We start from the raw sequence: 24,454 nt of genomic DNA on the forward strand, positions 1-24,454 counted from the left end.
TAACCCCAATTCTTCTATCTTCCCCTTGGTAAATAACATAGTAACATTTTTCACAAAAATAAATCATTTCAGCAAATTATTTAATAAAATCTTTTTATATTCGATAGGCGTCTCAAAGTGCACATTATGACCAGAATTAGAGACAACAGTTAAAGTTGATCCATGAATCAGTTCATGAAGTCGATGACCAATTTTAATAAATTTACTGTCTTTTGAACCAACAATTATCTTGACTGACAATTTCGATAATTGACCAACATCTGGCCAATAATTAGGTTGTTTGCCGGTCCCCATTTCGAGTAAAGAATTTGCCACATTAATTGGATTTTGATCAATTCTTTGTTGATGCATAAACGTAAAGTCATTTTTAGAAACTGCTTGCTGACTGCTAAATAATGGCAATTTCTCCCAATTTTCAATAAATTTATCCATCCCTTGATCAATCACCGAATGAGCCAATTTTTTGTCATGATTTTGCCTATCCAAACGTTGTTGTTGATCGGATATACCTGCAGTAGTACTTTCCAGAAATAATGAATTGATCCGCTTCGGATATTTCAATGCGTAGGCAATTGCCAACCTTCCACCCATGGAGTACCCGACCAAATTGATATTGACCAAGTTTAATTCTGAAAAAATATCTTCTAGATCTTCCACTTGATTTTTTTGAATAAATCGATCTGGCTCAATATTTTGATCTTTGTTTTCACCAAAACCTAAAAGGTCTAAAACAAGATATTGCTCTGAAAAATCTCCAACAATTTTTTCAAAATCACGCTTGCTGCCAAGAAAACCATGCAAAAAAACAAATGTGACTTGACTTGAATCCCGAATTGATGATTCATAATTATAATCTACTTGATCAATTGTTATTGTTGACATATTTTTCTAACGCCTCTTGGATTGAATTTTCAATCCCTTGATGTTGTTGAACATTTTGAGCACGATTGCTAGTGACCTCGATTATTTGCTGATGTTGGCTATTTTGCAAAGCTTGTGTTAAAGAATCGTAATCATTGGCCAAACTATAATTGAAGTCATATAGCTCTGCGATTTTGTCAATTTTCAAATCTTGAGGTGTTCCAAATAACTCTTCAAAATAATCATCGGCTTTTGACTGTGGCAAGAATGAAAAGATTCCACCACCATTATTATTCGTCACTACGATCGTCATCGGAATCTGATAGCGTTTGGCCATCATCAATCCATTCATGTCGTGGAATAATGCTAGATCCCCGATCATTAAAAAGTTGTTTTTATGACCAAATGCCATACCAAGAGCACTTGATACCACACCATCGATTCCATTAGCACCTCGGTCGCAATACAAATAACGTTGAAGTTTTCCTTGATAAAAATTTTCAAAATCTCTGACCGGCATACTGTTGCTTAAGAATATATTTGAGTTTTCTGGCGCCGTTTCATCAATTAACCTTGGAATTGACATCTCTGAAAACTCAGTCAGATGCTTCGATTCAACTTCAGCTATTAAATAATTGAGTGATGTAAGTAGGTCAAAGTAATTAGCATCAGTAGAAAAATTTTCGGTCAACAGCTGTTCGATTAAGTCGTTTTCAGAAATAGCTATATCTTCAGTCGAACTCAAAGTATGGTCCGCTAAATTTTTATTGGTCAGATCAATAACTTCAATATTTCCACGATTTTTCGACAACCAATTTGAAATCGAGGCCGAGACTAACGTCCCGCCAAATTTGAGAATCACATCAGGCTTAATACTATCTAAAAGCTTCTTAGAAGCAGTCTTCATGATCAGATCAAAGTTATTCAGCGTAACGGACTTTTCGAGGCGTGTATTCGACAAAATGTCTGAAATAAGTGGAATCGACTTCTGGTCGCTTAATTCCATAAGTTTAGTATGATAATTTTCAGTCTCTGGACCAGCGATCATCAAGACTTTTTTATGAGTAAGCAATTGTGTGATTTTTTCGACACGTGTCTTTGTTTGGAAATCATTGGTCAAAACGCTGATCTTGGGATCTTCCGTATTAAACTCTGGCATCAAAGGTTTTCTCAAAGGCAAGTTGATTTGGACTGGCCCCTTCGGAACCCGATCAGCTAATTTGACAATTCTTTGGCTTTCATAACTAATGTAGTCTGGCAAGCTAGCAGCTGGATCTTGAACGTTGATCTCAACAAACGACTTAGTATTATTTCCATAAAGCTGGTCCTGATCAATTGCTTGAGGGGCACCAATATTCGTCAACTCAACTGGTCGATCAGTGGTGATCACAACCAGTGGGATATTAGACAAGTTAGCCTCAGCAACAGCCGAACTATACTCAGTCGCTGCTGTACCTGAAGTACAAATGATTGCCGTAGGTTGGTGCGACTTTTTGGATAAGCCAATTGCAAAAAAACTAGCACTGCGTTCATCAACATCAATGAATAGCCTGATCTCTGGTCTATCTTTTGCAATCTCAGCCAAAAGCAAAACTACCGGAGTTGATCTAGAACCCGGTGAGATCACGAAATCATGAACGTTTTGCGAAATTAGCGACAGTAATAAAATTTTTAAATTGCTGGTCATATTATTCATTAGTTTGTCCCTTCAAGTATTCTAGCAATTTGATCATCGGTTTGAATTTGAGTTCAGTTTCTTTAAATTCTTCCGTTCCAACAGAATCTGGCATAATACCAGCACCTGCAAACATCAAGAATTGGTCAAGCCGCAAATACATCGAACGAATCCCAACAATCATTTCTGAATCGCCAGAAAAGGTAATGTATCCGATCGGAGCACCAAACAATACCCGTGCACGTGCTTCCATCTCTTGAATGATCTTAATTGCATCATTAGTTGGCAAACCACCTAAAGCAGGTGTTGGATGCATATACTTCAATAGCTGAAAAACATTCGTTTGGTCATCAATTTTTGCTGTAATTGGCGTATATAAGTGTTGAACAGTTAAATTCTTAATAATCATTGGCGTTTTATCAAATGACATGTCCGACGTAAAATTCTTCATTCGTTCAGTTATCTCTTGAACCACGATCTGATGTTCAGAACGGTTTTTCGCATCGTTAAACAGCTGCAAGGCCAACTTGTTATCAGCAAGTTTATTTTGCCCTCGGCCAATAGTTCCGGCAACAGCTGCAGTAGAAAAATCGTTGCCGTTTAACATAAATAATCGTTCTGGTGTCGCACTGATAAAGGTTTGATCCTTTATCTTGATAATGAAGTGATAAGTCGTTTGATCAAATTTTCGTAAGGCAGAAATTGCAGCAACAGAATCAAAACCGCCATCGATCCGTCCTTGTTTGTATCTCCCTAAAACTACTTTTTTTAGGATATTAGACTTTCTGATCGTCATGGCTAAATCATCAACCTGCTGATCCCAATTTTCATCCAGATCTTCAATCGAAAAGTCAATAAGATCCTGCTTATTATGTGTCATAAGCACCATTTCATCCAAAGTATCAGCTAACGATTGCTCAGAAAATTGATGTGCTTTTATTTCCGTGATAGTGATACTTTGATCAGTAATTTTGATGATGATCCGTGGCAATATAAAGATGCCTGAAGACCATGGTCCCCACATTCCGTGCGCACTTCGTTGATCAAATGAAAATCCGCCTAAAATAGCAATATCGTTTAAGTCAATTTTTGATGGAAATTGTTTTTTTAACTTTTGATACCAATCGTCAACTTCTTGAATTCGATCATTGCTTTTATCAGGATAGATCCGACTAGTACTGCCAACGCCGATCCATTTTGTTTTTGTGTCGTTAGATTCAAAGTACGCAAAAATCTCTTGCTGCAAAGCAACATTGATCAACTGGTCTATTCTAGTTTGACTTGGCTTCTCTTTTAACTGACGAACATATAACATTTGATCCACTCCATATGTTTTTCTAACAAAAAGGATTGAGAAAAATATCCTCAACCCTTGACCTAATCGTTATTTCTAAAATCAATTAATTCATGATTCATTTCTTTTGTCTGACCATAAACTTGAGAATATATCTGGTAGAGCTTTTGATATTTCTCAACATTTTCAGGGATTGGCCAATAGCTCTTACCCTTTTTAACATAATGATCAGCACAGTCTTCAAGGTTACTAAACCATTTTACCCCAACTGCGGCAATCATGGCTGCACCAAGGCCTGGTTCTTGATCATTTTCGATGGTTGACACCTTCTTATTGAAAACATCAGCTTGGATCTGGAGCCACAACGGACTCTTTGCACCGCCGCCAATTGAATAAACAGTATCAAAGTGTTGACCATGCTCATGGTAGATGTTCAACAGATCTTGGTAAGAGAAGATCACGCCTTCTAAGACTGAACGAACAAAGTCAGCCTTTGTGTTGATACTTGAAACTCCAATAAAACTACCACGAATTTTACTGTCTGCATATGGAGTTCTTTCACCAACAATGTATGGCGTAAAAATCAAGCCGTGGGCACCAACAGGAGCATCATTGGCTGTTTTAACAAATGCATCCAGTGAATCTTCCTCACCGCCAAATGTTTGATACAGCCACTTTAAACTGTGTCCTGCGGCTAATGTAACTCCCATTGAATAAAATTTATCAGGAATTGCGTGATTGAAAAAGTGCAGTTGACCTTGATAGTCATTGGGTTTATCTTCATATCTTAAAACTACTCCGGAAGTACCAGTCGAGATCAAGACCTTGTTGGGATCCATAATGTCGCTTCCAATTGCACCTGCGGCATTATCTGCAGCACCAGCAAATACTTTCGTACTAGTCGACATCCCTGAATATTGTGCATAATGTTCGCTGATCGTTCCAACTTGATCAAGCGAACTGACCAATTTTGGACAAAGGCCAATATCCAAACCGAGTTTATCGCAAACTTCTTTACTCCAAGTCTTATTCACTACATCTAGTAAGACTGTTCCAGCTGCATCAGAATATTCCATGCTTAAATCGCCAGTCATTCGATAGCGTAAATAATCCTTTGGCAATAAAAATGTTTTGGCTTGGGCAAATAATTGAGGTTCATTTTCTTTGACCCACAAAATTTTTGGTAATGTGAAACCTTCAAGTGGCAAGTTCTTCGTGATCTTAACAAAATCTTGACCGCAAATATCCATTATTTCTTTACATTGTTCTGTTGTGCGGGTGTCATCCCATAAAATTGCTGGGCGTAACACTTGTTGATCCGCTCCCAAAAGAACTAGACCATGCATCTGTCCGGAATAGCTGACACCTTCAACATCTTGCAAGTTGACGTGATCCTTTAACGCAAGATTGACAATTGCAACCGTAGTTGCAGTTACCCAATCCTCAGGATTTTGTTCGCTGTAACCTGGTTGTTCTTGTACCAAGGTGAGATTGGAACTTTCTTGGGCAACGGTCTTTCCTGCTTTATCCATGACCGAAACCTTGACCGATCCAGTTCCGAGGTCGATTCCCATTACATAACTCATTTAATAAAATTACTCCTCAAAAAAAACTAGGCATCATAACCTAGTTTTTGGATTATTTAACATTTAGTGTATAACAGATAACTACTTAACACAAAGTTGATATATCGATTGAGCATATACTTCCATGGCGATTCGCATATCAGACTTGCTCCAGCTCTCATCAACTTGATGCATATGATCTGGAGTACTTGGCAACATCGCTCCAAAAGCTACTGTATTCGGCATTGTTCGTGCAAAAGTAGCACCACCAGAAATAGTTGGCTTAGACTTCGTATCGCCAGTGACATTTTGATAAGTTTCCATTAATGTTTTGACCATATGACTGTCAGTCGGCACGTAAAGAGGCGCAACATAGTCAAAATTCTCATATTTCAAATCAAAAGGATTGATAGCTGTTTCTAATTTTTTGATCAAATCATCATGATCCACCTGGACTGGGATTCGTAAATCAATCTGGATCCGAGATTCATTTTTGTTGATCACAAGACTAGAAATGTTAAACGTCAATTGACCGGAAACTTGATCGGATACCTCTCCTAAAATATTGCTGCCAGTAGCATCTTCACCGAATTTACTCAAAAATTCTAACATTGGTTGTCCTGGAAATACATCTGCTAAGGCGATTGCCAATCTGACGACTGCATTGGTACCCTCAGTTGCATTCATAGCATGAACTGAATTACCTTGAACGATTATTTTGTCTTTGTCGGAATCAAATGCAAATTCGTGTGCCATTAGTGCTCTTTTGACTTCTTCTTGTTTAGTCCCATCATACTCAGCTTTACCAGGCACAGCATTGAATGAATTCAGCAAGTTTAACTCCAATGTATCAGAGCCAGGACCAACAATATATGACTGCTGTAAACCTTTTTCAGCGTAGATAAGTGGAAATTCGGCATCGGGAGCGATTCCGAAATCAATTGGTGCCTCATTTTGATTGTATTTTGCCATGCAACGCCAAAGAATCTCTTCATCGGTACCAAAGATTACTCTAATTTTATTTTTTAACTGATAACCCGCGTCAATGATTGACTTAATTGCGTACAAAATAGCAACCGTTGGCCCCTTATCATCTTGGACGCCACGTCCAAACAACTCACCGGATTTTTCGACCAATTCAAATGGATCAGTTGTCCATTCGGACTCGTCGCCAGCTGGTACAACATCAACGTGACAAATAACTCCAAAAGTTTTTGCCCCTTTACCAATATCGGCATATCCATAGTATCCCTCAGGATCTTCAAAGGTTTAAAATCCCAATTCGCCAGCGATTTTTAAAACTGTCTGTAGGGCTTTTTTAGGCCCTGCTCCAAATGGCGCCTTAGCTTTTGCTTCTGAATTAAAAGACGGAACTGCAACCAACTTAGCCAAATCTTGAACCGCTTCATTTTGAAGTACATCGGAAATAAATTTTTTCATTGAAGTTCCTCCAAAAATTTGTTTTATTAATTTAACTCTATCAATAATTTAAAAATTGTACAGGATACAAAAAAATCCCTAACCATACGGTCAGAGATTATTAAAATTAGAATTTAAAAATCGAACAAATTACTAAGAATATAATTGTGAAAACAAACAGTATCAACATCAATTTAGATACATATTTGATCCAAGTCACAATATTAATATGTGCAACTGCTAATGATCCCATGACAATAGCCGATGTTGGCGTAATCAAGTTCACGAACCCTGAAGCCGATTGATAAGCCGTAACTACCAATGAACCACTGACGCCTGAAAAACGTCCTAGAGGGCCCATAATGCCCATTGTAGCGGCAGCCAATCCGGAACTAGATGGAATTAAAAATGACATTGGAATATAGAAAATGTATGTCAAAACGATAAACAAGGATGATGATAACCCGTGCAGTCCAGTTTCACCTGCATGTAAAACTGTTGCCGTAATATTTCCGTCATTCATCACTACTTGAATACCACGTGCCACAGCGACAATGATTGCAACATTCAATAAGTCGCTCATGCCACCCATGAAACTATTGATAAAATCAGTTTCACTCATGTGGAAAATATACATGATCAAAACCGAACCAATTAAGAACAACGTGGTGATCTCGGTAAAGTACCAGTTTCCTAGTGGAACTAAACTCTTACCAATGAAAGCCCCTAAGAATGGTACATTAGTGATCCAATGAGTAAAATCAACGAAGAATGTAAAATTCTTATTCAAACTAGTCCATGGCACCAAACTACAGATCATTACGACGAAGATCAATAGAAATGCGACTAAGACACGTTTTTGGCGCTTCGACAACGATTCAACAATTTCATGATCTGAATTGGCAAATTCCTTAAGGTCATGTTGACGACGTTCGAATACGACTGATTTTGATGGGTCTTCCTTAACCTTAATGGCATAATGCATAACATAAATAATTGCAATAATTACTGTTAATACTAAAAAGATCAAACGAGGAATAATACCCTCACCAGGCGAAATGTGGATTGTTTCTGATGCAACACCAGTTGCAAAGGGATTGACTGTCGATGCCATACAACCAACTTGCGAACCAATCAACGATATCGAAATGGCGGTAATACTATCGTACCCAACTCGCACCATGATTGGAACTAAGATTGGCACAAAGGCAATTGTTTCTTCACCCATACCAAAAGTTGATCCACCAATAGCAAATAAAATCATGAGAAATGGTATCAAGATTTTTTCACGGCCGGCATATTTTTTTACAACTGAACCAATGCCGTCATCCAGCATTCTAGTTTTCGTTGTAACACCTAAAAATCCACCAATAACCATGATGAACAAAGATACCGAAATTGCTCCCTCAGTCGTTTTTGTACCAACCATACCATTGATTGGTGCTTCAAATATATTCCATAATCCCTGCGGAGTACTAGATCTACTTTGATAAGTCCCAGCAATAATGTTACCCGCTTTAGTAGTTTCATATTGACCTGCGGGAACGATCCAGGTCAGTATCGCGACAAGGATGATCAGCAAAAACAGAATGGTAAATGCTGATGGCATCCGTAATCTCTTATTTAAATTAAGCATCGATTTATCCCCTATCCTACAATGTTTCTATGATACGTGTAATCACATCAAAAAACAATACATACATTAGAAAAATTTTAATAAAGAATCATTAACTTAGCAAGATGCTAATTAACTTTTTCAATAAAAAAAGACAACTCATTTATAGAGTTGTCAATTAAATTCTAATTTAGTAGAGATAGTCTGTAGCAATTTTTTTATAAATGTCCACAAAATCAAAATACATGTCTTTTGGAACTGACTCATTTGCCATATGCATCGTCAAATTTCCAGGACCGGTGATGACTAACGGAAAATCAGCTGGTTTATTCTTTAAAAATTTGGCAGCATCTGTGGTACCAGGAATTCCGATCTTAACGACTTTATTGCCAAAATATTTGGATTCGATATTTGCGACTAAATTGATCAACGAACTGTTCTTCCCCGCTTGAACCACTGGCAGATCCAAAATGATCTCAGTCGTTAACTGAACTTTTTCATCTTCATTAACTTCATCGACCAACTTTCGAACCTCAGCAATAACTTGATCGTTATTGAATTGGGGAATAGTCCGAAAATTGATCTCGACTACTGCATCGCTAGGGATGGCATTAACTTGCGTCCCTCCAGCAATTGTATCGATATTGTATATAAATGGTCCCAGAACTGGATCAGAAACTTCAATATTGTCAAAGGATTTCTTAGCTTTGGACAAGAAATCCAGTAAAGGAACGATTGCATTAAATCCTTGGCTTGGTAATGACGCGTGTGCAGCTTTACCCTTTGATGAAATGCGAATGTCTAAAGAACCCATATGAGTATAACCTAAATTATATGCCGAAGGTTCTCCAATAACTAATCCTGAAACATCATCCATGTATCCATCGTCAGTCAGCTTTTCAGCTCCATATTCAGATACTTCTTCACCAGCAGTGACTAATAGGCGTAATTTACCGTTGAGTTTTACTTTGCTTTGCTTTAACTCGATCATGGCGATGACCATAGCTGCTAAGCCAGCCTTCATATCAGTCGTTCCACGACCGTATAGTTCGTTTCCGTCTTCAGTCATTTTGAAAGGAGAATGATCCCAGCCATCTCCTGCCATGACCGTATCCATGTGTCCAGAAAATGCCAAGATCTTATCGCCATCGCCGATTTCAGCTACTAAATTGGCTCGATTTCCTTCCAATGGCAAAATTTCACTAAAAATTTCGTGCTCATCAAATAAATCCTTAATAAAGTATGCTAAATCTTTTTCATTGTCATTAACAGTTTTGATTGAAATGAATTTTGATAAAATGTTCAATTTTTCAGCTTGTTCCATGTGATTCATCTCCAAACTTTTTCTAATCTAATCAGTTAAATGACCCAACAATTCTTTCTCGTTTGAAAAATTAGCTTTGCGTGCATTCAAACGGTCCGCATATCCTGCCACGAGGTATCGTTCTTCCTCAGATTCAGGAACTAGTGTTGGAAATTTGACATCGCCGTACTGTTTCAAGGTAACCAGCGTACAAAAGCTACTAAATGCGATTTTAGACGCTTGCGTCTTCAAGTCAATCGCAGAAATCTTTGTAAAAACCTCGATTGCCCGGTTATTGGCACCTGTCACGTACGAGACGATCTTGATCGAATCTTGTGTCGTAATGGGATTCCAAAAATTCATATGATCGTAATTGGCAGTTGCAAATTTTACGTTAGTGAATTTAAAAGCCGCTAATCCGGCATTCTCATCCAACAAACTTAAGGTCGTTCCACCAAAAAAAGTTCCCTTGTCATTTAAGTCTGAATCAAAAACTAATTGTTCCCTAGTTGCTCGAGTTTGTTTGCACGTGATTTCTTTCATTGATATTACCTCGGTATGATTGTCTAGCTGAACATCTCAGAAATTATTTCTGCTGCAGGTTTAATCTCATTTACTTCACCAGCAATTTGGCCAGCCATAAATGATCCATCGGCTGCATCTCCATCATAAACAGCTTTTTTCAAAGAACCATCTAGCAAGTCACGCAGTTGTTGCTTCGTGCTACCTGATTGTTCTAATTGAACAATTTTTTCAACTAACGGGTTCTTCAAGCTTCTAACTGGATCTCCTAAAGTGATTCCAGTAATTGCCGTTGAATTGTCATTTGCAGAAATGACCATTTGTTTGTAGATCGAACTAATTGGCGTTTCTTCAGCGGCCAAAAAGGCGGTTCCTACTTGAACTCCTTGAGCTCCTAATACTAAAGCAGCTGCGACTCCACGTCGGTCAGCGATGCCACCGGCAGCTATAACGGGAATATTTACAGCATCAGCCACTTGTGGAACCAACGTCATGGTTGTCATTTGACCAATGTGTCCGCCTGATTCCATCCCTTCAGCTACTACAGCGTCAACGCCTAATTGTTCCATTTTCTGAGCAATTTCTACATTTGGAATCACTGGGATTACCTTGGTGCCATTTTCGTGTAAGGCTTCAAAATAAGGAGCTGGCGTTCCTGCACCGGTTGTAACAACCGGAACTCTTTTTTCAACTAAGACCTCAACTAATTCTGGAATATTGGGTTGTTGCAACATTAAATTTACGCCAAATGGCTGATCAGTCTCATTTCTGATCGTATCTATCTGTGCTCTTAATTCTGCTTGATCCATGCCCACAGAAGTCAAAATGCCCAGACCTCCAGCGTTGCTGACTGCAGAAACAAGTTCGTGTCGAGAAATTCGAGCTAGCGAACCTTGGATCAAGGGATATTTGATATTTAGCAATTTTGTTATATTCATAAATTCATCCTCGTATGTCTAATGATTAGAATATCATATTTTTATGTTAACGTTTTCCAATATCAAATAAAAAAAACACCAAAAGGTGTTCGTTATGACAAATTATGAATAATTTTGGCTTCTGATAGTTGGCGATTGATCTGTTCGATCTGTGTTGGTCCGTTATAAATGAACCCAGTATAAACTTGCACCAAGCTAGCTCCAGCATCCAAAGCCTTTTGAGCATCTTGGTAATCAAATACGCCACCCGAGAACATGATAGGCAATTCTGATCCAAATTTGTTATGAATTGCTTTGGTTAACGCCAATGATTTTTCAAATAGTGGTTTACCACTTAAACCACCCTTTTCAGTTTGGTTAGTGGATTTAAGATCATCCCTCGATAAACTAGTATTCGATAAAATCACGCCGTCCATCAATGTCCCAGTTTGATTCAAAATATCGATTAGTTCTTCAGAGGTCAAATCACTGCTAAATTTGCAAAAAATTGGTTCATCGATCATTAAGTCGCCAATCTTTGTCAGTAATTCAATCAAAGTTTCTGGTTTTTGCAACGACATGACACCAACTTGATTAGGGCAACTTAAATTGAGTGCAATATAGTCAGCTGAATCATGAGCTTTTCGAACATCATCGATCAACTCGTTTATCATTTGATCAGTATTTAAACCATGAGATGGTGCCAGGCTTAAGCCAATTTTTGTCGAACGCATACCTGATTCCAAACGCTTTTTAACCGCATCAAGACCAGTGTTATTCAAACCCATCCGATTGATGATAGCTTGGTCTTCTGGCAAACGGAAAATTCTCTTTTTCGGATTCCCAGCTTGTGGATTTTTAGTAACTGAACCCACTTCAACGAAACCGGCACCCAAAGCACCTAAACTATTATAAAATTGGCCGTTTTTATCAAAACCAGCGGCAATGCCGATTGGAGAATCAAACGTAACACCTTTAACAACCGTTTTTAAATTGGCTCGTTTTTTAGCATAAAACATCTTTTGGAGCAATTGCGGATTGCGATTAAAAATCCGCAATCCATCTGCTACGATATGATGATCCATCTCAGGGTCAACCGCAAAGATCATGGGTCTGAGCATGTGGTACCAATCCATTATTTGCACCAGCTTTCTGGATCCTTATACCACTGGTGTAGTAAATCCATATCCTCAGCTTCAACGTAGCCTAATTTTTGGGCCTGTTCGATCATGACTGGATAGTTAGTCAAAGTCTTTAAAGTAGTTTTGTGAGCTTCAACATTTTTGTCTGCTTCAGGCAAATTATAAGTGAAGATTGCGGCAGTTCCGACTACTTCAGCACCTTCTGCTCGAACAACGTCAACAGCCTCTAAAATACTTCCAGCAGTTGAAATCAAATCATCGATCACAACTACTTTATCGCCTGGTTGAATTCGGCCTTCAATTTGACTTTTTGTACCATGATCTTTTGGCTTTGAACGTACATAGTTCATTGGAAGTCCTAAAATATTAGCTACTCCGGTCGCATGTGGAATACCAGCTGTAGAAACTCCACTGATAACATTGGCATCAGGATAATTTTTTTGAATCAAATCAGCTAAATCTTGGGCAATTTGTTGTCTGAATTCTGGATATGCGATTGTCATTCGATTATCGGTGTAAATTGGTGATTTAATACCACTGATCCATGTAAAAGGTTCTTTTGGACTTAGCTTAACTGCCTTGATTTTTAATAATTGACTTGCAATATTTTCAGCAACTTGCTTATTTTCCATTATTTCCACTCCTGATATATGTCTTTATATGCGAAAAATCCGTCTGAAGCCTGTGTGATCGGACGTCCAACAACAATTGCATCACTGCCTAATTCACGAGCTTGAGCAGGCGTTGCAACACGTTTTTGATCACCGATCTGAGCGGACTTAGGTCGAATACCTGGAGTCACGCAGAGAAAGTCTGGGCTAGTTGCTTCTTTGATCATAGGGACTTCCAGTGCTGATGAGATCACCCCATCGGCGCCATTATTGAAGGCCAGACTTGCCAAGTGAGTTACATAGTCTTGAGATTTTAAAGGTATTTGCAATTCATCTTTAAGTTCAGTTTGGCCAAGAGAAGTCAATTGAGTAACTGCTAATAACTTAGTGTTGCTAGAAGATAGACCTTCTTTAGCAGCAGCAATCATTTCTGAACCACCACTGGCATGCACCGTCAGCATTTGAACATCCCATTTAGCAATCATCTCGCAAGTTCGTCTAACTGTGTTAGGAATATCATGCAATTTCAAATCTAAGAAAATCTTGTAGCCACGATTTCTTAAACTTCTCACAAATGGGTATCCAAATTGACAAAACATCTCTAATCCAATTTTTAAAAATAAATCAGTATCTTTTGGAAATTGGCTTAGGAACTGAATACATTCAAAATCATCTGCAAAATCTAAAGCAACTATCACTGGTTTATCCATATATCTACGTTTCCCCTTCAATTACACTTTAATAAACTTGTTTTCCATTAACGAACGTCTTTAGTACTTTACCTGATACGAGATCTCCGATGAAAGGACTGTTGACACCTTTGGAAATGAAGTCATTTTCAGCAATTTCATACTGTTGGTCAAGATCAATAATTGTAAAATCTGCCGGTTTGTTGAACAAGATCTGTCCAGCATCTTGCAATCCAAAGATCTTAGCTGGTTTTACAGCCATAACTTGCAATAATCCTTCTAAAGTCATGATACCCTGTTCAACCAAGTTGGTATACATTAGTGGGAACGACGTTTCGATCCCCGTAATACCAAACGCGCTTTTTAAAAAGCCTTGATTCTTTTCATCTTTAGCATGTGGTGCATGATCGGTTGCAATCATGTCGATTGTTCCGTCTTGGAGACCGGCGACTAAAGCAGCACGGTCAAACTCGCTTCTTAGCGGAGGATTCATTTTAAAGTTAGCATCGTCTGTAACGATATCTGAATCGCTTAAAAGCAAGTGATGAGGACTAACTTCTGCGGTAACGTTAATACCCGCATCTTTGGCAAGTCTCACTAAACTGACACTATCTGCTGTTGAAATGTGACAAACATGATAGTGAACTCCAGTATCTTTTGCTAAAAGCAGGTCACGTGCCAATTGTGAAGTTTCAGCAGCTTGTTTGATTGCTGGTAAACCAAGACGTGTTGCAGTTTTACCTTGGTTGATGACACCGTGATCAAACAAACTTTGATCTTCCACGTGTGCAGCTAAGGTTGAATTTAGTGCAGCAATTCTTTCCATCGCTGAATACATTGTTTGAGCGTTATCGATTCCATGACCATCGTTTGAAAAAGCCATCGCTCCTAATTTATCCAATTCTTCAATCGGACTTAATTCAGTGGAAACTTCGTCTTTAGTCACAGGTGCATACTGCAACGTATTGATTACTGAATTTTGATGATTTAATTCTAATTGCTTTTGAAACTTTTCCGGAGTATCTGGTACAGGCACAACATTTGGCATTGCTCCTACAGTCGTAAATCCACCGTGAGCAGAAGCTTTTGAACCAGTTTCAATTGTTTCCTTATGAGTTTGTCCCGGTTCACGAAAATGTACGTGGACATCGACTAATCCAGGTGCAACTAAATTGTGGTCTGCATCGATCACTTCGGCGTTTCCCGGTTCAAGATGTGCCTGCACTCGTTCAAATTTGCCATCCTTTACCAACAAATCGGCATCAGAAATTTTATTATCGTAAAATAATTTGGCGTTTTTGATTAATAAGTTCATCAGTAGAATTCTCTCCTTGTAGTACAGCTTCGATCATTGCCATTCTCATGAAAACACCATTTTGCATTTGCTTGAAGATATATGACTTGTCGCATTCAACAACATCATCGGCAATCTCAACTCCACGATTTACTGGAGCTGGGTGCATGATCATGGCATCTTCTTTCATCATATCAACTCGACGCATGTCCAGTCCATATTGTTGGAAGTAATCTTCCTTAGAAAAATTCTTGTTCTCATCAGCTGACAAACGTTCATGTTGAACTCTAAGTAACATGACAACGTCCATTTCGGAACATAGGTCATCAACTGACATGTGTGGTCCAATTTCAGCAAATTCATTTGTATACCATGAATCTAAGCCACCAAAGCTTACCTCAGCACCTAATCTGGTTAAAATTTCGGCATTTGAATGTGCTACTCGAGAATGAGTTAAGTCACCAATAATACCAATTTTCAAACCTTCAAATTGACCAAAATGTTCAAAAATCGTCATCATGTCAAGCAATGATTGTGATGGATGCTGACCAGTACCGTCACCGGCGTTGATGATTGGGATATTGATATTTCGGTTCAACAATTGATTATAAAATTCGTCTTGGCTATGACGAATAACTGCCACGCTGGCACCGATGCTTTCAATCGTTTTGACTGTATCGTATAAAGTTTCACCTTTAGTTGTTGAAGAAGATCCTGCCTCAAATGCGATTTCGCGCATTCCTAAATTCATTTCTGCAACTTGGAAACTTGATTTTGTTCGGGTGCTGTTTTCAAAGAATAAGTTCATGGCGTATTTGTCCATGCCGACGTTTGAAGTCTTTCCTTCTTTAAATTCAATGGCACGATCAATTAGATCGTAAACCTCTTGGTTCGAGAATTGTGACATAGAAAGTATATTTTTCATTGTTTTCCTCCAAATAAAAAGGACTCCAGTTTTCACCAGCGTCCTCACGGTAGAGTTTCCCCTACAAAATCTTTGAGACCTCACTGGATCTGATTAAAAATTCCTCTTATTTTATTTTTTATGGTAAACAAAAAACTTCCTATCCCACAAGGTTAGGAAGTTTACACTTTTAGCTTAAATGTATGAACCTTCCAAGCCTCACAGGACTTGTTTAAAAGTTTTCGTTGCAAATAATATAATTTAAATCTCAGAATTAGTCAAGTTCTTTTGCTACATTTTCGACAGCATTTCTGGAAGCCAAACTGTCTGTCTTGTAGTTTTTACCAAATACGAAACCGAAGATCACGGTTAGTAATGGATTCAACCAAACATAAAATGCAAATGGAATAAATACCAATGGACTTACGCCAAGGATTCCTGAAATAAAGATTCCGCTGACGCCCCATGGGACTAATGCATTAATATCGGCACCACCAGTGGCTAAAACTCTTGATAAGTATTCTGGATTAATATGTTGTTCTTCAAAGTTCTTTCTAAAGGTCGTACCAGGAAGAATGATAGAGATGTATTGTTCACCAACTAAGAAGTTAACGCCGATGGCGGAAATAATCGAAGTTAAGATCAACTTACCTGGCGTATTAACTTGTTCTTTGAGTTTACCGATCAAATTATCGACAACGCCTAGTTTTAAGAGAACTCCACCCAAAGTTAAGGCAACTAAAATCAAGGAAATACTATCTAACATGCTAGATACTCCGCCACCAGAAACAATGGCGTTGATTTTTTTATCAGGTGAATTGAGTTTGTATCCAAGCATGATCTGATTACTAATAGTTGAAAAGCTAGGATGATCAATAAAAATATGCATGACGATTGCCACGATCGAACCTGATAGAAGCGTTGGAATAGCTGGAACTTGCATCACAGCACATATGATCAACACAGCGATTGGAATCAACATCCATGGCGATACAAAAAAATTGCTCTGCAATGCATTGATAATATGATGAACTGAGCTCATGTTGGGATTTGCTCCAGTATGACCAGCAACCAAAAAGATAATTGCAGCAATGATTGCTGATGGCAAGGCTGTATGAGAGATCGTCTTGATATGGTCAAAAACATTATCGACCCCTGCAATACCAGTTGATAAGTTAGTCGTTCCAGAAAGCGGCGACATATTGTTACCGAATAATGCACCAGAAACAATTGAACCAGCCGTCAGAGCCACATTAATATCCATCACATGGCCAATACCCATAAATACGATTCCTAAGGTACTGATAGTTGTAAATGATGAACCTACGATCACACCAACTAAACAGCAACTGACGAAGACAGTGAATAAAAAGAAACGTGCATTTAACAATTCAAGTCCATAAACCATGATCGTTGGGATCACTCCTGACATTAACCAGGCAGCTACCAAGACGCCAATCATGATAAAAATGATCATCGGAATTATACCTGGTTTGACACCATCGATAATTCCCTGCTGGAGTTCATTCCACGAGAATCCACGAAATTTTCCATAAAACAGCAACAAAGTAAATGTTAGAAGGATCGGGATCTGCGGCGTCATTTTTAATTTGATCATCATAGTTCCCAAAAGTCCAAACATCACAAGCATGATTATTAAACTTTCCCAAAATGTTAATCGACTTTCTTTTTTCATAACTGTCATCTTCTTTGATCTATTTGATTATTGCTAAAAAGTACTTCTTCTTACCACGTCTAATGACGATATATTTTCCGTCAAAAGATGTTTTTGGATCAATATTTAATGTCGTATCAGTCAATCTTTCACCGTTGATCCTGATGGCACCATTTTGAATATCTTCTCTTGCTTGACGTTTTGATTTGTCGACATTTGCGGCGATCAATAGATCGACTAAATTGATCTCAGCATTAGAAATTTCAGCACTTGGTACACCATTAAAGGCTTGTGAAACTTCCTCAGTAGTCAATTCTTGGATCTCGCCAGAGAATAAGACTTCAGTGATCTTTTGAGCAACTTGCAATGCTTCTTTTCCGTGGACAAAAGTTGTTACTTCTTCAGCTAATTTGCGTTGTGCTTCACGTTTTTCCGGTTGAGTTTTAACTTTTTCAGCCAAATCATCAATCTCTTCTTTTGACAAGAACGTAAACTTCTTCAAAAGATTGATCACGTCTTTGTCATCTTGGTTGAACCAGAATTGGTAGAATTCATATGGCGAAGTCTTTTCAGCGTCCAACCAAACTGCACCGCCAGCTGTTTTACCAAATTTAGTTCCGTCAGCTTTTAACAACAATGGAATTGTTAGAGCATAAACTTCAGCATCTTGACCTTCTGCCTTGTGGATCAAGTCCAATCCAGCTGTTAAATTACCCCATTGGTCTCCACCACCAACTTGCAACTTGACGTTGTGTTGACGGTAAAGAGTTAAGAAATCAAGCGATTGTAAAATTTGATAAGTGAATTCAGTAAATGAGATACCTGTTTCCAAACGACTTGAAACGATTTCCTTATTCAGCATTGTGTTAACGTTGAACAACTTTCCGTAATCTCTCAAGAAGTCTAGAATTCCGATATGAGCTGTCCAATCATAGTTGTTGACCATCGTAAAGCTTGGAAAAATTCGATGAGCTTGTGAACTCAAAGCATCAACGTTATGTTGAACTTGTTCCATTGTTTGCATAGGACGTTCAGCCTTTTTACCACTTGGGTCACCAATTGAACCAGTGGCTCCACCGATAACGATGTATGGATGATTTCCATCGTTAGCAAATCTTTGCAAAGTCATAAATGGCAACAAGTGGCCGATGTGCATGGAATCTCCAGTTGGATCCATTCCACAATAAAGCGAAATATCTTCTTTTTCAGTCAGTTTCTTCAAACCTTCTTCGTCAGAAGTTTGATTGACCAATCCACGCCATTTAAGTTCGTCAATAATATTCATTAAAAAATTCCTCCTAAAATTATCCTACGGGAATAAAAAAAGAGCGTCTCTGCATAATGCAGGGACGCTCTTTGCGCGGTACCACCCAAAATTCGAATAGATAGTCTATTCGCTCTTTACTCCTGTAACGTAGGACACGAGACTTTGATTCCGTATTTGGCTATGATATCCTGCTTGACTTTCACCAACCGTCAATTCTCTGAACACTGAGATATCTTGCTACTTGAAATAAAATCAAAATCAATTTATGTCTAAAATAATAGCAGAGCTGTAAAAATTTGCAAGTCAGAAAATTAAAAAATTCCAATGTTGTATAATAATTCTAATTTAAAAAATCCAGGTGATAACATGCTTATCGATGATTTTGACGACCAAAGTCCAGAAATTTTACATCCTGATCAACGTAACCAACCAATCGCAAATTTTCCAAAAATAATTGTTGCCCCTTTTTACGGAACATTAATGCAAAAATTTGCCATCGACAACGGTTTGCAAACGATTGGAATATCCCAATCTCTAAATGGTGCTAATTATGTTTATAAATATCAATTGGGAGATTTAACCATCGGGATGATCATGGCGCCTGTTGGAGCGCCACAATGTATTTCCACGTTTGAAGACCTACGGATCATGGGCGCTTCAAAGTTCATTACTTTTGGGACTTGTGGAGTTTTAGACAACACGATTGGATTTGGCAAAATCGCTATCCCTACTAGAGCTGTTCGTGATGAAGGGACCTCATATCATTATCAACCGGCTAGTCCAGAAATATCAATGTCTGATCCGACTAAAGTCTTGATCGAGCGCGCCTTGTCCAACCAAAGCATCCCCTACATTGAAGGCAAAACCTGGACAACAGATGCAATTTATCGCGAGACCAAAAATACCTTTCTAAGTAGAAAACAAGCTGGCTGTTCCTTTGTCGATATGGAGGCTTCAGCAATCCTTGCTTGGGCAAAATTCCGTCAGATCAATGCCTATCCATTTTTTACGACTGCGGATAACTTGGATTCAAAAATGTGGCAAGTACGTTCTGATTATCGTGATGAGATCCCAATTGCGATGAAAGCTGCCTTTGCCATCGCCAAAGAAGTTGCGAAAACAAAATAACGGTAAATAAAGATGTACATCGCATAATTGTCATTTCTGTTGACTCGTAGCTTACTGTGCATCAAAACATATCTCCACAAACTAGAAAAGGTATCTAATTCAAAAAATACGAATTAGATACCTTTTTACGTTAATAGTCAGGAGCTTAACACGTCCTATCAGACTCTTGATTATCCAACTGTTCCTTCCATCTCGTAGGAGATCAGACGGTTTAATTCAACTGCGTATTCCATTGGTAATTCTTTAGTAAATGGTTCCACGAATCCCATGATGATCATTTCTGTTGCCTTGGCTTCGCTTAAACCACGGCTCATCAGATAGTAAAGTTGCTCTTCAGAAACTTTTGAAACTTTCGCTTCATGCTCCATCGAAACATTACCATTCAAAATTTGGTTATAAGGAATCGTATCTGAACTAGATTCTTCATCCATGATGATCGTATCGCACTCAACATGGGCTTTTGAACCATCAGAATTTCTGCCAAATCTGACTGTTCCACGATAATCAACTGCTCCACCGTCTTTTGAGATCGATTTTGAAACAATTGACGAAGAAGTATTTTTGGCATTGTGGATCATTCTGGCTCCAGCATCCTGATCAACGTTATGTCCAGCAACGGCAATTGACAGCATTGTTCCACGAGCACCTTCGCCATCAAGATAAACTGATGGGTATTTCATGGTGATCTTTGAACCCAAGTTTCCATCGACCCACTCCATTGTGGCATTTTCCATTGCCTGAGCACGTTTTGTCTCAAGACTGTAAACATTATTCGACCAGTTTTGAATCGTTGTATAGCGAACGTATGCGTCTTTTTGAGCATATACCTCAACTACAGCGGCGTGCAAACTATCTGACGAGTAATTAGGTGCAGTACATCCCTCAACATAATTTACGCTTGAGCCCTCGTCGGCAATAATCAAGGTCCGTTCAAATTGACCGGTATTTTCAGCATTTAATCTAAAGTAGGACTGAATTGGAATATCCAATTTGACACCCTTTGGCACATAGATAAATGATCCACCAGACCAAACGGCTCCATTCAACGCCGCAAATTTATTGTCATTTGGATGAACAAGTTTTCCGAACCATTTTTTGAATAGCTCTGGATATTCTTTTAGAGCTGAATCAGTGTCAGTAAAAATAATTCCTAACTTATCGAACTCATTTTTCATATTGTGGTAAACCACTTCTGACTCATATTGAGCAGATGAACCTGCTAAATATTTACGTTCAGCTTCAGGAACGCCTAAACGGTCAAATGTATCTTTGATCTCAGTTGGAACATCTTCCCAATCACGGTAAGTTTTGTCAGTTGGCTTTTGATAATAGAGCATATTTTTAAGATCAAGGCCTGAAAGGTCTGGTCCAAAGTCAGGCATTGGCATCCGTTTATAAGTTTCGTAGCATTTCAAACGAAAATCCAACATCCACTTAGGCTCGCCCTTTTCTTTGGAGATCTGGCGAACAACGTCTTCCGTTAATCCACGGCCAGTTGAGAATACAGGCTTAACATCGTCGTGAAATCCAAAATCGTAATCTTTATCTAGATTGAGGGCTTCAACAGACGATACAGCTTCTTCATTATTCTTAGTATTTTCTGTTTCTGGCATAATTTCACCTTCCTGCAATTATTTTATTTTTCATTAAGTGCTTTATGCAGCGCTTTCCAGGCTAGTGTTGCGCATTTGATGCGGGCAGGAAATTGTGAAACGCCCTTTAGGACTGCCGCATCATCTAAAATATCTGTATCAGTATCTTCGCCTAAGATCATATTTGAAAAATCTTCGACCATATTTTCTGCAGTTTCAACATCTTTATTCATGACCGCATCAGTCATCATGCTGGCTGATGCTTGACTGATCGTGCATCCGTAGCCACTGAAGGCAATATCAGTAATTTTACCATCGTCTACTTTGACGTCTAATTGCAGAACGTCTCCGCAAGTCGGATTTTTTAATTCAATTTCATTGGTTGAATCATTTAATTCTCCGTGATGGTGCGGATGTGCAGAATGGTCCAAAATGACTTGACGATATAAATTATCCATTTTAGATAGTGCCATTTTTGAAGAACTCCTTTGTTGCAATAATTGCTTTAACTAATGTATCGGCATCGTCAAATGTATTGTAAAAATAAAAACTTGCTCGTGCAGTTGCTGACACGCCCAAGTATTTCATCAATGGCTGTGCACAGTGATGTCCAGCTCTAACAGCAACGCCTTCCATATCTAGTCCAGTAGCCAAGTCGTGTGGATGCAAATCATCAAGATTAAATGAGATAACGCTAGTATGCTTTTTGGGATCATGTGGTCCGTAGACCGTCAATCCATCAATGTCCAACAACTTGGGTAGGACGTAATCAACTAATTTTTTCTCATAATCAAAGATCTTGTCCATGCCGATCTCATTCAAGTAGTCCACTGCATGTCCCAACACGATTGCTCCTCCAACATTTGGAGTTCCAGCTTCAAATTTCCAAGGGAGATCATTCCAATCAGTTTCGTACAAATGGACAAAATTGATCATTTCGCCACCAGAATCGACTGGAGACATTTGATTCAATAGTTCTTCCTTACCGTATAAGACGCCAATTCCAGTTGGACCAAGCATCTTATGTCCTGAAAAAGCTAAAAAGTCACAATCAAGATCTTGAACGTCAACAGGCATGTGTGGTACCGACTGGGCACCATCAACTACCATCACCGCTCCATGCTGATGAGCTAGTTTGGCTATTTCCTTAACTGGATTGATCACACCCAAAACATTGGAAACATGGGCAATTGAGACAATCTTGGTTTTATCAGTGATTTTTTTCTTGGCATCGTCAAGATCAACGAAACCATCGTTATCCAATTCGATGTATTTTAAGGTTGCATGTTTTTTGATTGCTAATTGTTGCCAAGGCACAAGATTACTGTGATGCTCCAAATATGAGATGACGATCTCATCGCCTTCTTCAATATTTTCTTCACCGTAACTTCTGGCAATAATATTTAAAGAGTCAGTCGTACCCTTGGTATAAATTATTTCATCGCTATGTTCAGCATTGATAAAATGTTGAATTTTTTCACGAGCTTGTTCAAATTGCTCAGTCGAACGTTCAGCTAACGTGTGAACTCCACGATGAACATTGGCATTGTCGTGAGTATAAAAATCCGTAATATCGTTGATAACTGTCTGAGGTTTTTGCGTCGTGGCTGCGTTATCTAGATAGATTAGACCTTCATCGTTGACCTTTTGATCAAGGATCGGAAAATCCTTTTTCCAAGGATTATTTTTGTTGTCCATTGATCAGTTTCCTCTCGATCATATCAGTCAGACGAACTCGGACTTCTTTTTCAGGGATCTCGGTGATCACTGAACTCAAGAATCCACGAATTACCAATCTCTGAGCAGTCTCCTCATCAATACCACGACTCATTAAGTAATACATTTGATCTTCATTGACGCGTCCGACACTAGCAGCATGTCCAGCTGTGACATCATTTTCATCGATCAAAAGGATTGGATCAGCATCGCCACGAGCAGTTCTAGATAGCATCAAGACACGGCTTTCTTGCTGTGCATCAGATCCACGAGCACCTTTGACAATGTGACCAACACCATTAAAGGTCAATGTTGATGATTGCAAGATGACCCCGTGCTGCAAAATGTGCCCAATCGAATGCTTACCGTAGTTAGTTACCTTAGTATCGATTCCAGTAACTTGTTCGCCGGTAGTAATAGCCACAACTTTGGCTTCCGTGTGTGAACCTTCTCCACGTAAATCAGTCCCGAAGTCGCCAACAACTTTACCATCGTTCATAAAGCCAATGGCCCAGTCTAATTCAGCATTATTGCCGACATAACCATGACGATTGAGGTAAGTCGAAACATTTTCGCCGAATTGGTCCAAAGCAGAAAAATGGACGTGTGAATTATCTTCGGCAACGACCTCAACGACAACATTTGCAATGTTTTCAGCATCAGTTCCTTGACTCAAAAAGTTTTCTAGATAGGTAACTTCACTACCCTCATCAGCAACTACTAAAACATGATGGACAAAATCTTTTTGCTCATGGTTGTCTTGCAAGTAAATGGCCTGAATAGAATCTTTGACTTGGACATTCTTAGGAACGTACAAGAAAGAACCACCGTTCATCAAAGCTAGGTTTAATGAGATCAGTTTATTTTCAGTTGGCTTCAAAGCTGTCGACAATAGGTACTTCTGAACTAACTCTGGATAGTCTTTTAAAGCTGTCCAAATATCAGTAAAGATCACGCCTTGGTCAATGAGCTTTTGATCAAGTTTTGAAACTAAGGTTTGGTCGCCATTTTGAACTAATAAATTCTTAGTCTCTGGCAAATCATATTGGTTATCGTTTGAAGGTGTTTGAAACGGAGCCTTAGGATGATCCAAACGCCATGAACGATAATTGATCTTTTCATAGACAGGTAGTTTCAATTCATCAGAATGATTTAAAGCTTCTTCACGCATCTTTTGAAACCAAAGGGGTTCATTATGGCTTTTTGAAAAAGCAATCGTATCATCGACAAAATTTTCTTTTATACTTGGTCGCATAATTATCCCC

Annotated in this window: 20 protein-coding genes and 1 pseudogene; 1 reads left to right on the top strand and 20 read right to left on the bottom strand. The window is 38.6% G+C overall.

What is annotated here, in order from left to right; genetic code table 11:
- Positions 1-63 precede the first annotated feature (63 nt).
- From menH to tyrS, 16 genes and pseudogenes are all read right to left on the bottom strand, one after another.
- Positions 64-882 carry a 2-succinyl-6-hydroxy-2,4-cyclohexadiene-1-carboxylate synthase gene (menH, locus tag LKF16_RS02435; protein ID WP_291468316.1) on the bottom strand — a complete coding sequence of 273 codons (819 nt, stop codon included), beginning with the start codon at positions 880-882 and terminating at the stop codon, positions 64-66.
- Positions 863-2,557: a 2-succinyl-5-enolpyruvyl-6-hydroxy-3-cyclohexene-1-carboxylic-acid synthase gene (menD, locus tag LKF16_RS02440; protein ID WP_291468317.1), complete on the bottom strand. Its 1,695-nt coding sequence runs from the start codon at positions 2,555-2,557 to the stop codon at positions 863-865. The genes menH and menD overlap by 20 nt, the downstream gene beginning before the upstream one ends.
- Positions 2,550-3,851, bottom strand: a complete 1,302-nt coding sequence (locus tag LKF16_RS02445) for an isochorismate synthase (protein ID WP_291468318.1) — start codon at positions 3,849-3,851, stop codon at positions 2,550-2,552. The genes menD and LKF16_RS02445 overlap by 8 nt, the downstream gene beginning before the upstream one ends.
- Before the next feature lie 62 nt (positions 3,852-3,913).
- On the bottom strand, positions 3,914-5,416 hold the full coding sequence (xylB, locus tag LKF16_RS02450; RefSeq protein WP_291468319.1) for a xylulokinase: 1,503 nt from the start codon (positions 5,414-5,416) through the stop codon (positions 3,914-3,916).
- A gap of 81 nt (positions 5,417-5,497) precedes the next feature.
- Positions 5,498-6,835 (bottom strand): annotated as a pseudogene (locus LKF16_RS02455) (M20 family metallopeptidase).
- A gap of 106 nt (positions 6,836-6,941) precedes the next feature.
- Complete coding sequence (locus tag LKF16_RS02460; protein ID WP_291468320.1) at positions 6,942-8,450, bottom strand: YfcC family protein; 1,509 nt, start codon at positions 8,448-8,450, stop codon at positions 6,942-6,944.
- Between the two features lie 169 nt (positions 8,451-8,619).
- A complete protein-coding gene (locus tag LKF16_RS02465; protein WP_291468321.1) occupies positions 8,620-9,753 on the bottom strand; it encodes an ArgE/DapE family deacylase in 1,134 nt (377 codons plus the stop codon).
- 27 nt (positions 9,754-9,780) lie between these two features.
- Positions 9,781-10,275 carry an acyl-CoA thioesterase gene (locus LKF16_RS02470; protein ID WP_291468322.1) on the bottom strand — a complete coding sequence of 165 codons (495 nt, stop codon included), beginning with the start codon at positions 10,273-10,275 and terminating at the stop codon, positions 9,781-9,783.
- A 23-nt stretch (positions 10,276-10,298) separates the two neighbouring features.
- On the bottom strand, positions 10,299-11,192 hold the full coding sequence (locus LKF16_RS02475) for a DUF561 domain-containing protein (RefSeq protein WP_291468323.1): 894 nt from the start codon (positions 11,190-11,192) through the stop codon (positions 10,299-10,301).
- 92 nt (positions 11,193-11,284) lie between these two features.
- Positions 11,285-12,307 carry a quinone-dependent dihydroorotate dehydrogenase gene (locus LKF16_RS02480; RefSeq protein WP_291468325.1) on the bottom strand — a complete coding sequence of 341 codons (1,023 nt, stop codon included), beginning with the start codon at positions 12,305-12,307 and terminating at the stop codon, positions 11,285-11,287.
- Positions 12,307-12,945: an orotate phosphoribosyltransferase gene (pyrE, locus tag LKF16_RS02485; RefSeq protein WP_291468327.1), complete on the bottom strand. Its 639-nt coding sequence runs from the start codon at positions 12,943-12,945 to the stop codon at positions 12,307-12,309. The genes LKF16_RS02480 and pyrE overlap by 1 nt, the downstream gene beginning before the upstream one ends.
- Positions 12,945-13,634, bottom strand: a complete 690-nt coding sequence (pyrF, locus tag LKF16_RS02490) for an orotidine-5'-phosphate decarboxylase (RefSeq protein WP_291468329.1) — start codon at positions 13,632-13,634, stop codon at positions 12,945-12,947. Before pyrF ends, pyrE begins: the two co-directional genes overlap by 1 nt.
- Before the next feature lie 28 nt (positions 13,635-13,662).
- A complete protein-coding gene (locus LKF16_RS02495; RefSeq protein WP_291468331.1) occupies positions 13,663-14,928 on the bottom strand; it encodes a dihydroorotase in 1,266 nt (421 codons plus the stop codon).
- Positions 14,888-15,832: an aspartate carbamoyltransferase catalytic subunit gene (locus LKF16_RS02500; RefSeq protein ID WP_291468333.1), complete on the bottom strand. Its 945-nt coding sequence runs from the start codon at positions 15,830-15,832 to the stop codon at positions 14,888-14,890. The genes LKF16_RS02495 and LKF16_RS02500 overlap by 41 nt, the downstream gene beginning before the upstream one ends.
- A 253-nt stretch (positions 15,833-16,085) precedes the next feature.
- Entirely contained in the window at positions 16,086-17,507 is a 1,422-nt protein-coding gene (nhaC, locus tag LKF16_RS02505; RefSeq protein ID WP_291468336.1) for a Na+/H+ antiporter NhaC, read from the bottom strand.
- A gap of 19 nt (positions 17,508-17,526) precedes the next feature.
- Entirely contained in the window at positions 17,527-18,771 is a 1,245-nt protein-coding gene (gene tyrS, locus LKF16_RS02510) for a tyrosine--tRNA ligase (RefSeq protein WP_291468337.1), read from the bottom strand.
- Between the two features lie 348 nt (positions 18,772-19,119).
- On the opposite strand from tyrS, the gene LKF16_RS02515 reads away from it, so the two are divergent.
- Positions 19,120-19,881, top strand: coding sequence for a nucleoside phosphorylase (locus tag LKF16_RS02515; protein ID WP_291468338.1), 762 nt, complete (start codon positions 19,120-19,122; stop codon positions 19,879-19,881).
- Between the two features lie 170 nt (positions 19,882-20,051).
- On the opposite strand, the gene sufB is transcribed toward LKF16_RS02515, so the two are convergent.
- Genes sufB through sufD form a run of 4 tightly spaced genes read right to left on the bottom strand, consistent with a single transcriptional unit; the run spans position 20,052 to position 24,444 of the window.
- Positions 20,052-21,494 carry a Fe-S cluster assembly protein SufB gene (sufB, locus tag LKF16_RS02520; protein WP_291468340.1) on the bottom strand — a complete coding sequence of 481 codons (1,443 nt, stop codon included), beginning with the start codon at positions 21,492-21,494 and terminating at the stop codon, positions 20,052-20,054.
- A gap of 23 nt (positions 21,495-21,517) precedes the next feature.
- Positions 21,518-21,946, bottom strand: coding sequence for a Fe-S cluster assembly sulfur transfer protein SufU (sufU, locus tag LKF16_RS02525; protein ID WP_291468342.1), 429 nt, complete (start codon positions 21,944-21,946; stop codon positions 21,518-21,520).
- On the bottom strand, positions 21,933-23,171 hold the full coding sequence (locus LKF16_RS02530) for a cysteine desulfurase (RefSeq protein WP_291468344.1): 1,239 nt from the start codon (positions 23,169-23,171) through the stop codon (positions 21,933-21,935). Before LKF16_RS02530 ends, sufU begins: the two co-directional genes overlap by 14 nt.
- Positions 23,155-24,444 carry a Fe-S cluster assembly protein SufD gene (gene sufD, locus LKF16_RS02535; RefSeq protein ID WP_291468345.1) on the bottom strand — a complete coding sequence of 430 codons (1,290 nt, stop codon included), beginning with the start codon at positions 24,442-24,444 and terminating at the stop codon, positions 23,155-23,157. Before sufD ends, LKF16_RS02530 begins: the two co-directional genes overlap by 17 nt.
- Between the last annotated feature and the right edge of the window lie 10 nt (positions 24,445-24,454).

The sequence above is a fragment of the Companilactobacillus sp. genome (assembly GCF_022484265.1).
GTDB lineage: Bacteria > Bacillota > Bacilli > Lactobacillales > Lactobacillaceae > Companilactobacillus.

What these genes read in the sequence shown, in the direction of transcription:
- menH (WP_291468316.1), bottom strand. Translation starts at nt 882, where the DNA reads ATGTCAACAATAACAATTGATCAAGTAGATTATAATTATGAATCATCA.
- menD (WP_291468317.1), bottom strand. Translation starts at nt 2,557, where the DNA reads ATGAATAATATGACCAGCAATTTAAAAATTTTATTACTGTCGCTAATT.
- LKF16_RS02445 (WP_291468318.1), bottom strand. Translation starts at nt 3,851, where the DNA reads ATGTTATATGTTCGTCAGTTAAAAGAGAAGCCAAGTCAAACTAGAATA.
- xylB (WP_291468319.1), bottom strand. Translation starts at nt 5,416, where the DNA reads ATGAGTTATGTAATGGGAATCGACCTCGGAACTGGATCGGTCAAGGTT.
- LKF16_RS02460 (WP_291468320.1), bottom strand. Translation starts at nt 8,450, where the DNA reads ATGCTTAATTTAAATAAGAGATTACGGATGCCATCAGCATTTACCATT.
- LKF16_RS02465 (WP_291468321.1), bottom strand. Translation starts at nt 9,753, where the DNA reads ATGGAACAAGCTGAAAAATTGAACATTTTATCAAAATTCATTTCAATC.
- LKF16_RS02470 (WP_291468322.1), bottom strand. Translation starts at nt 10,275, where the DNA reads ATGAAAGAAATCACGTGCAAACAAACTCGAGCAACTAGGGAACAATTA.
- LKF16_RS02475 (WP_291468323.1), bottom strand. Translation starts at nt 11,192, where the DNA reads ATGAATATAACAAAATTGCTAAATATCAAATATCCCTTGATCCAAGGT.
- LKF16_RS02480 (WP_291468325.1), bottom strand. Translation starts at nt 12,307, where the DNA reads ATGGATTGGTACCACATGCTCAGACCCATGATCTTTGCGGTTGACCCT.
- pyrE (WP_291468327.1), bottom strand. Translation starts at nt 12,945, where the DNA reads ATGGAAAATAAGCAAGTTGCTGAAAATATTGCAAGTCAATTATTAAAA.
- pyrF (WP_291468329.1), bottom strand. Translation starts at nt 13,634, where the DNA reads ATGGATAAACCAGTGATAGTTGCTTTAGATTTTGCAGATGATTTTGAA.
- LKF16_RS02495 (WP_291468331.1), bottom strand. Translation starts at nt 14,928, where the DNA reads ATGAACTTATTAATCAAAAACGCCAAATTATTTTACGATAATAAAATT.
- LKF16_RS02500 (WP_291468333.1), bottom strand. Translation starts at nt 15,832, where the DNA reads ATGAAAAATATACTTTCTATGTCACAATTCTCGAACCAAGAGGTTTAC.
- nhaC (WP_291468336.1), bottom strand. Translation starts at nt 17,507, where the DNA reads ATGAAAAAAGAAAGTCGATTAACATTTTGGGAAAGTTTAATAATCATG.
- tyrS (WP_291468337.1), bottom strand. Translation starts at nt 18,771, where the DNA reads ATGAATATTATTGACGAACTTAAATGGCGTGGATTGGTCAATCAAACT.
- LKF16_RS02515 (WP_291468338.1), top strand. Translation starts at nt 19,120, where the DNA reads ATGCTTATCGATGATTTTGACGACCAAAGTCCAGAAATTTTACATCCT.
- sufB (WP_291468340.1), bottom strand. Translation starts at nt 21,494, where the DNA reads ATGCCAGAAACAGAAAATACTAAGAATAATGAAGAAGCTGTATCGTCT.
- sufU (WP_291468342.1), bottom strand. Translation starts at nt 21,946, where the DNA reads ATGGCACTATCTAAAATGGATAATTTATATCGTCAAGTCATTTTGGAC.
- LKF16_RS02530 (WP_291468344.1), bottom strand. Translation starts at nt 23,171, where the DNA reads ATGGACAACAAAAATAATCCTTGGAAAAAGGATTTTCCGATCCTTGAT.
- sufD (WP_291468345.1), bottom strand. Translation starts at nt 24,444, where the DNA reads ATGCGACCAAGTATAAAAGAAAATTTTGTCGATGATACGATTGCTTTT.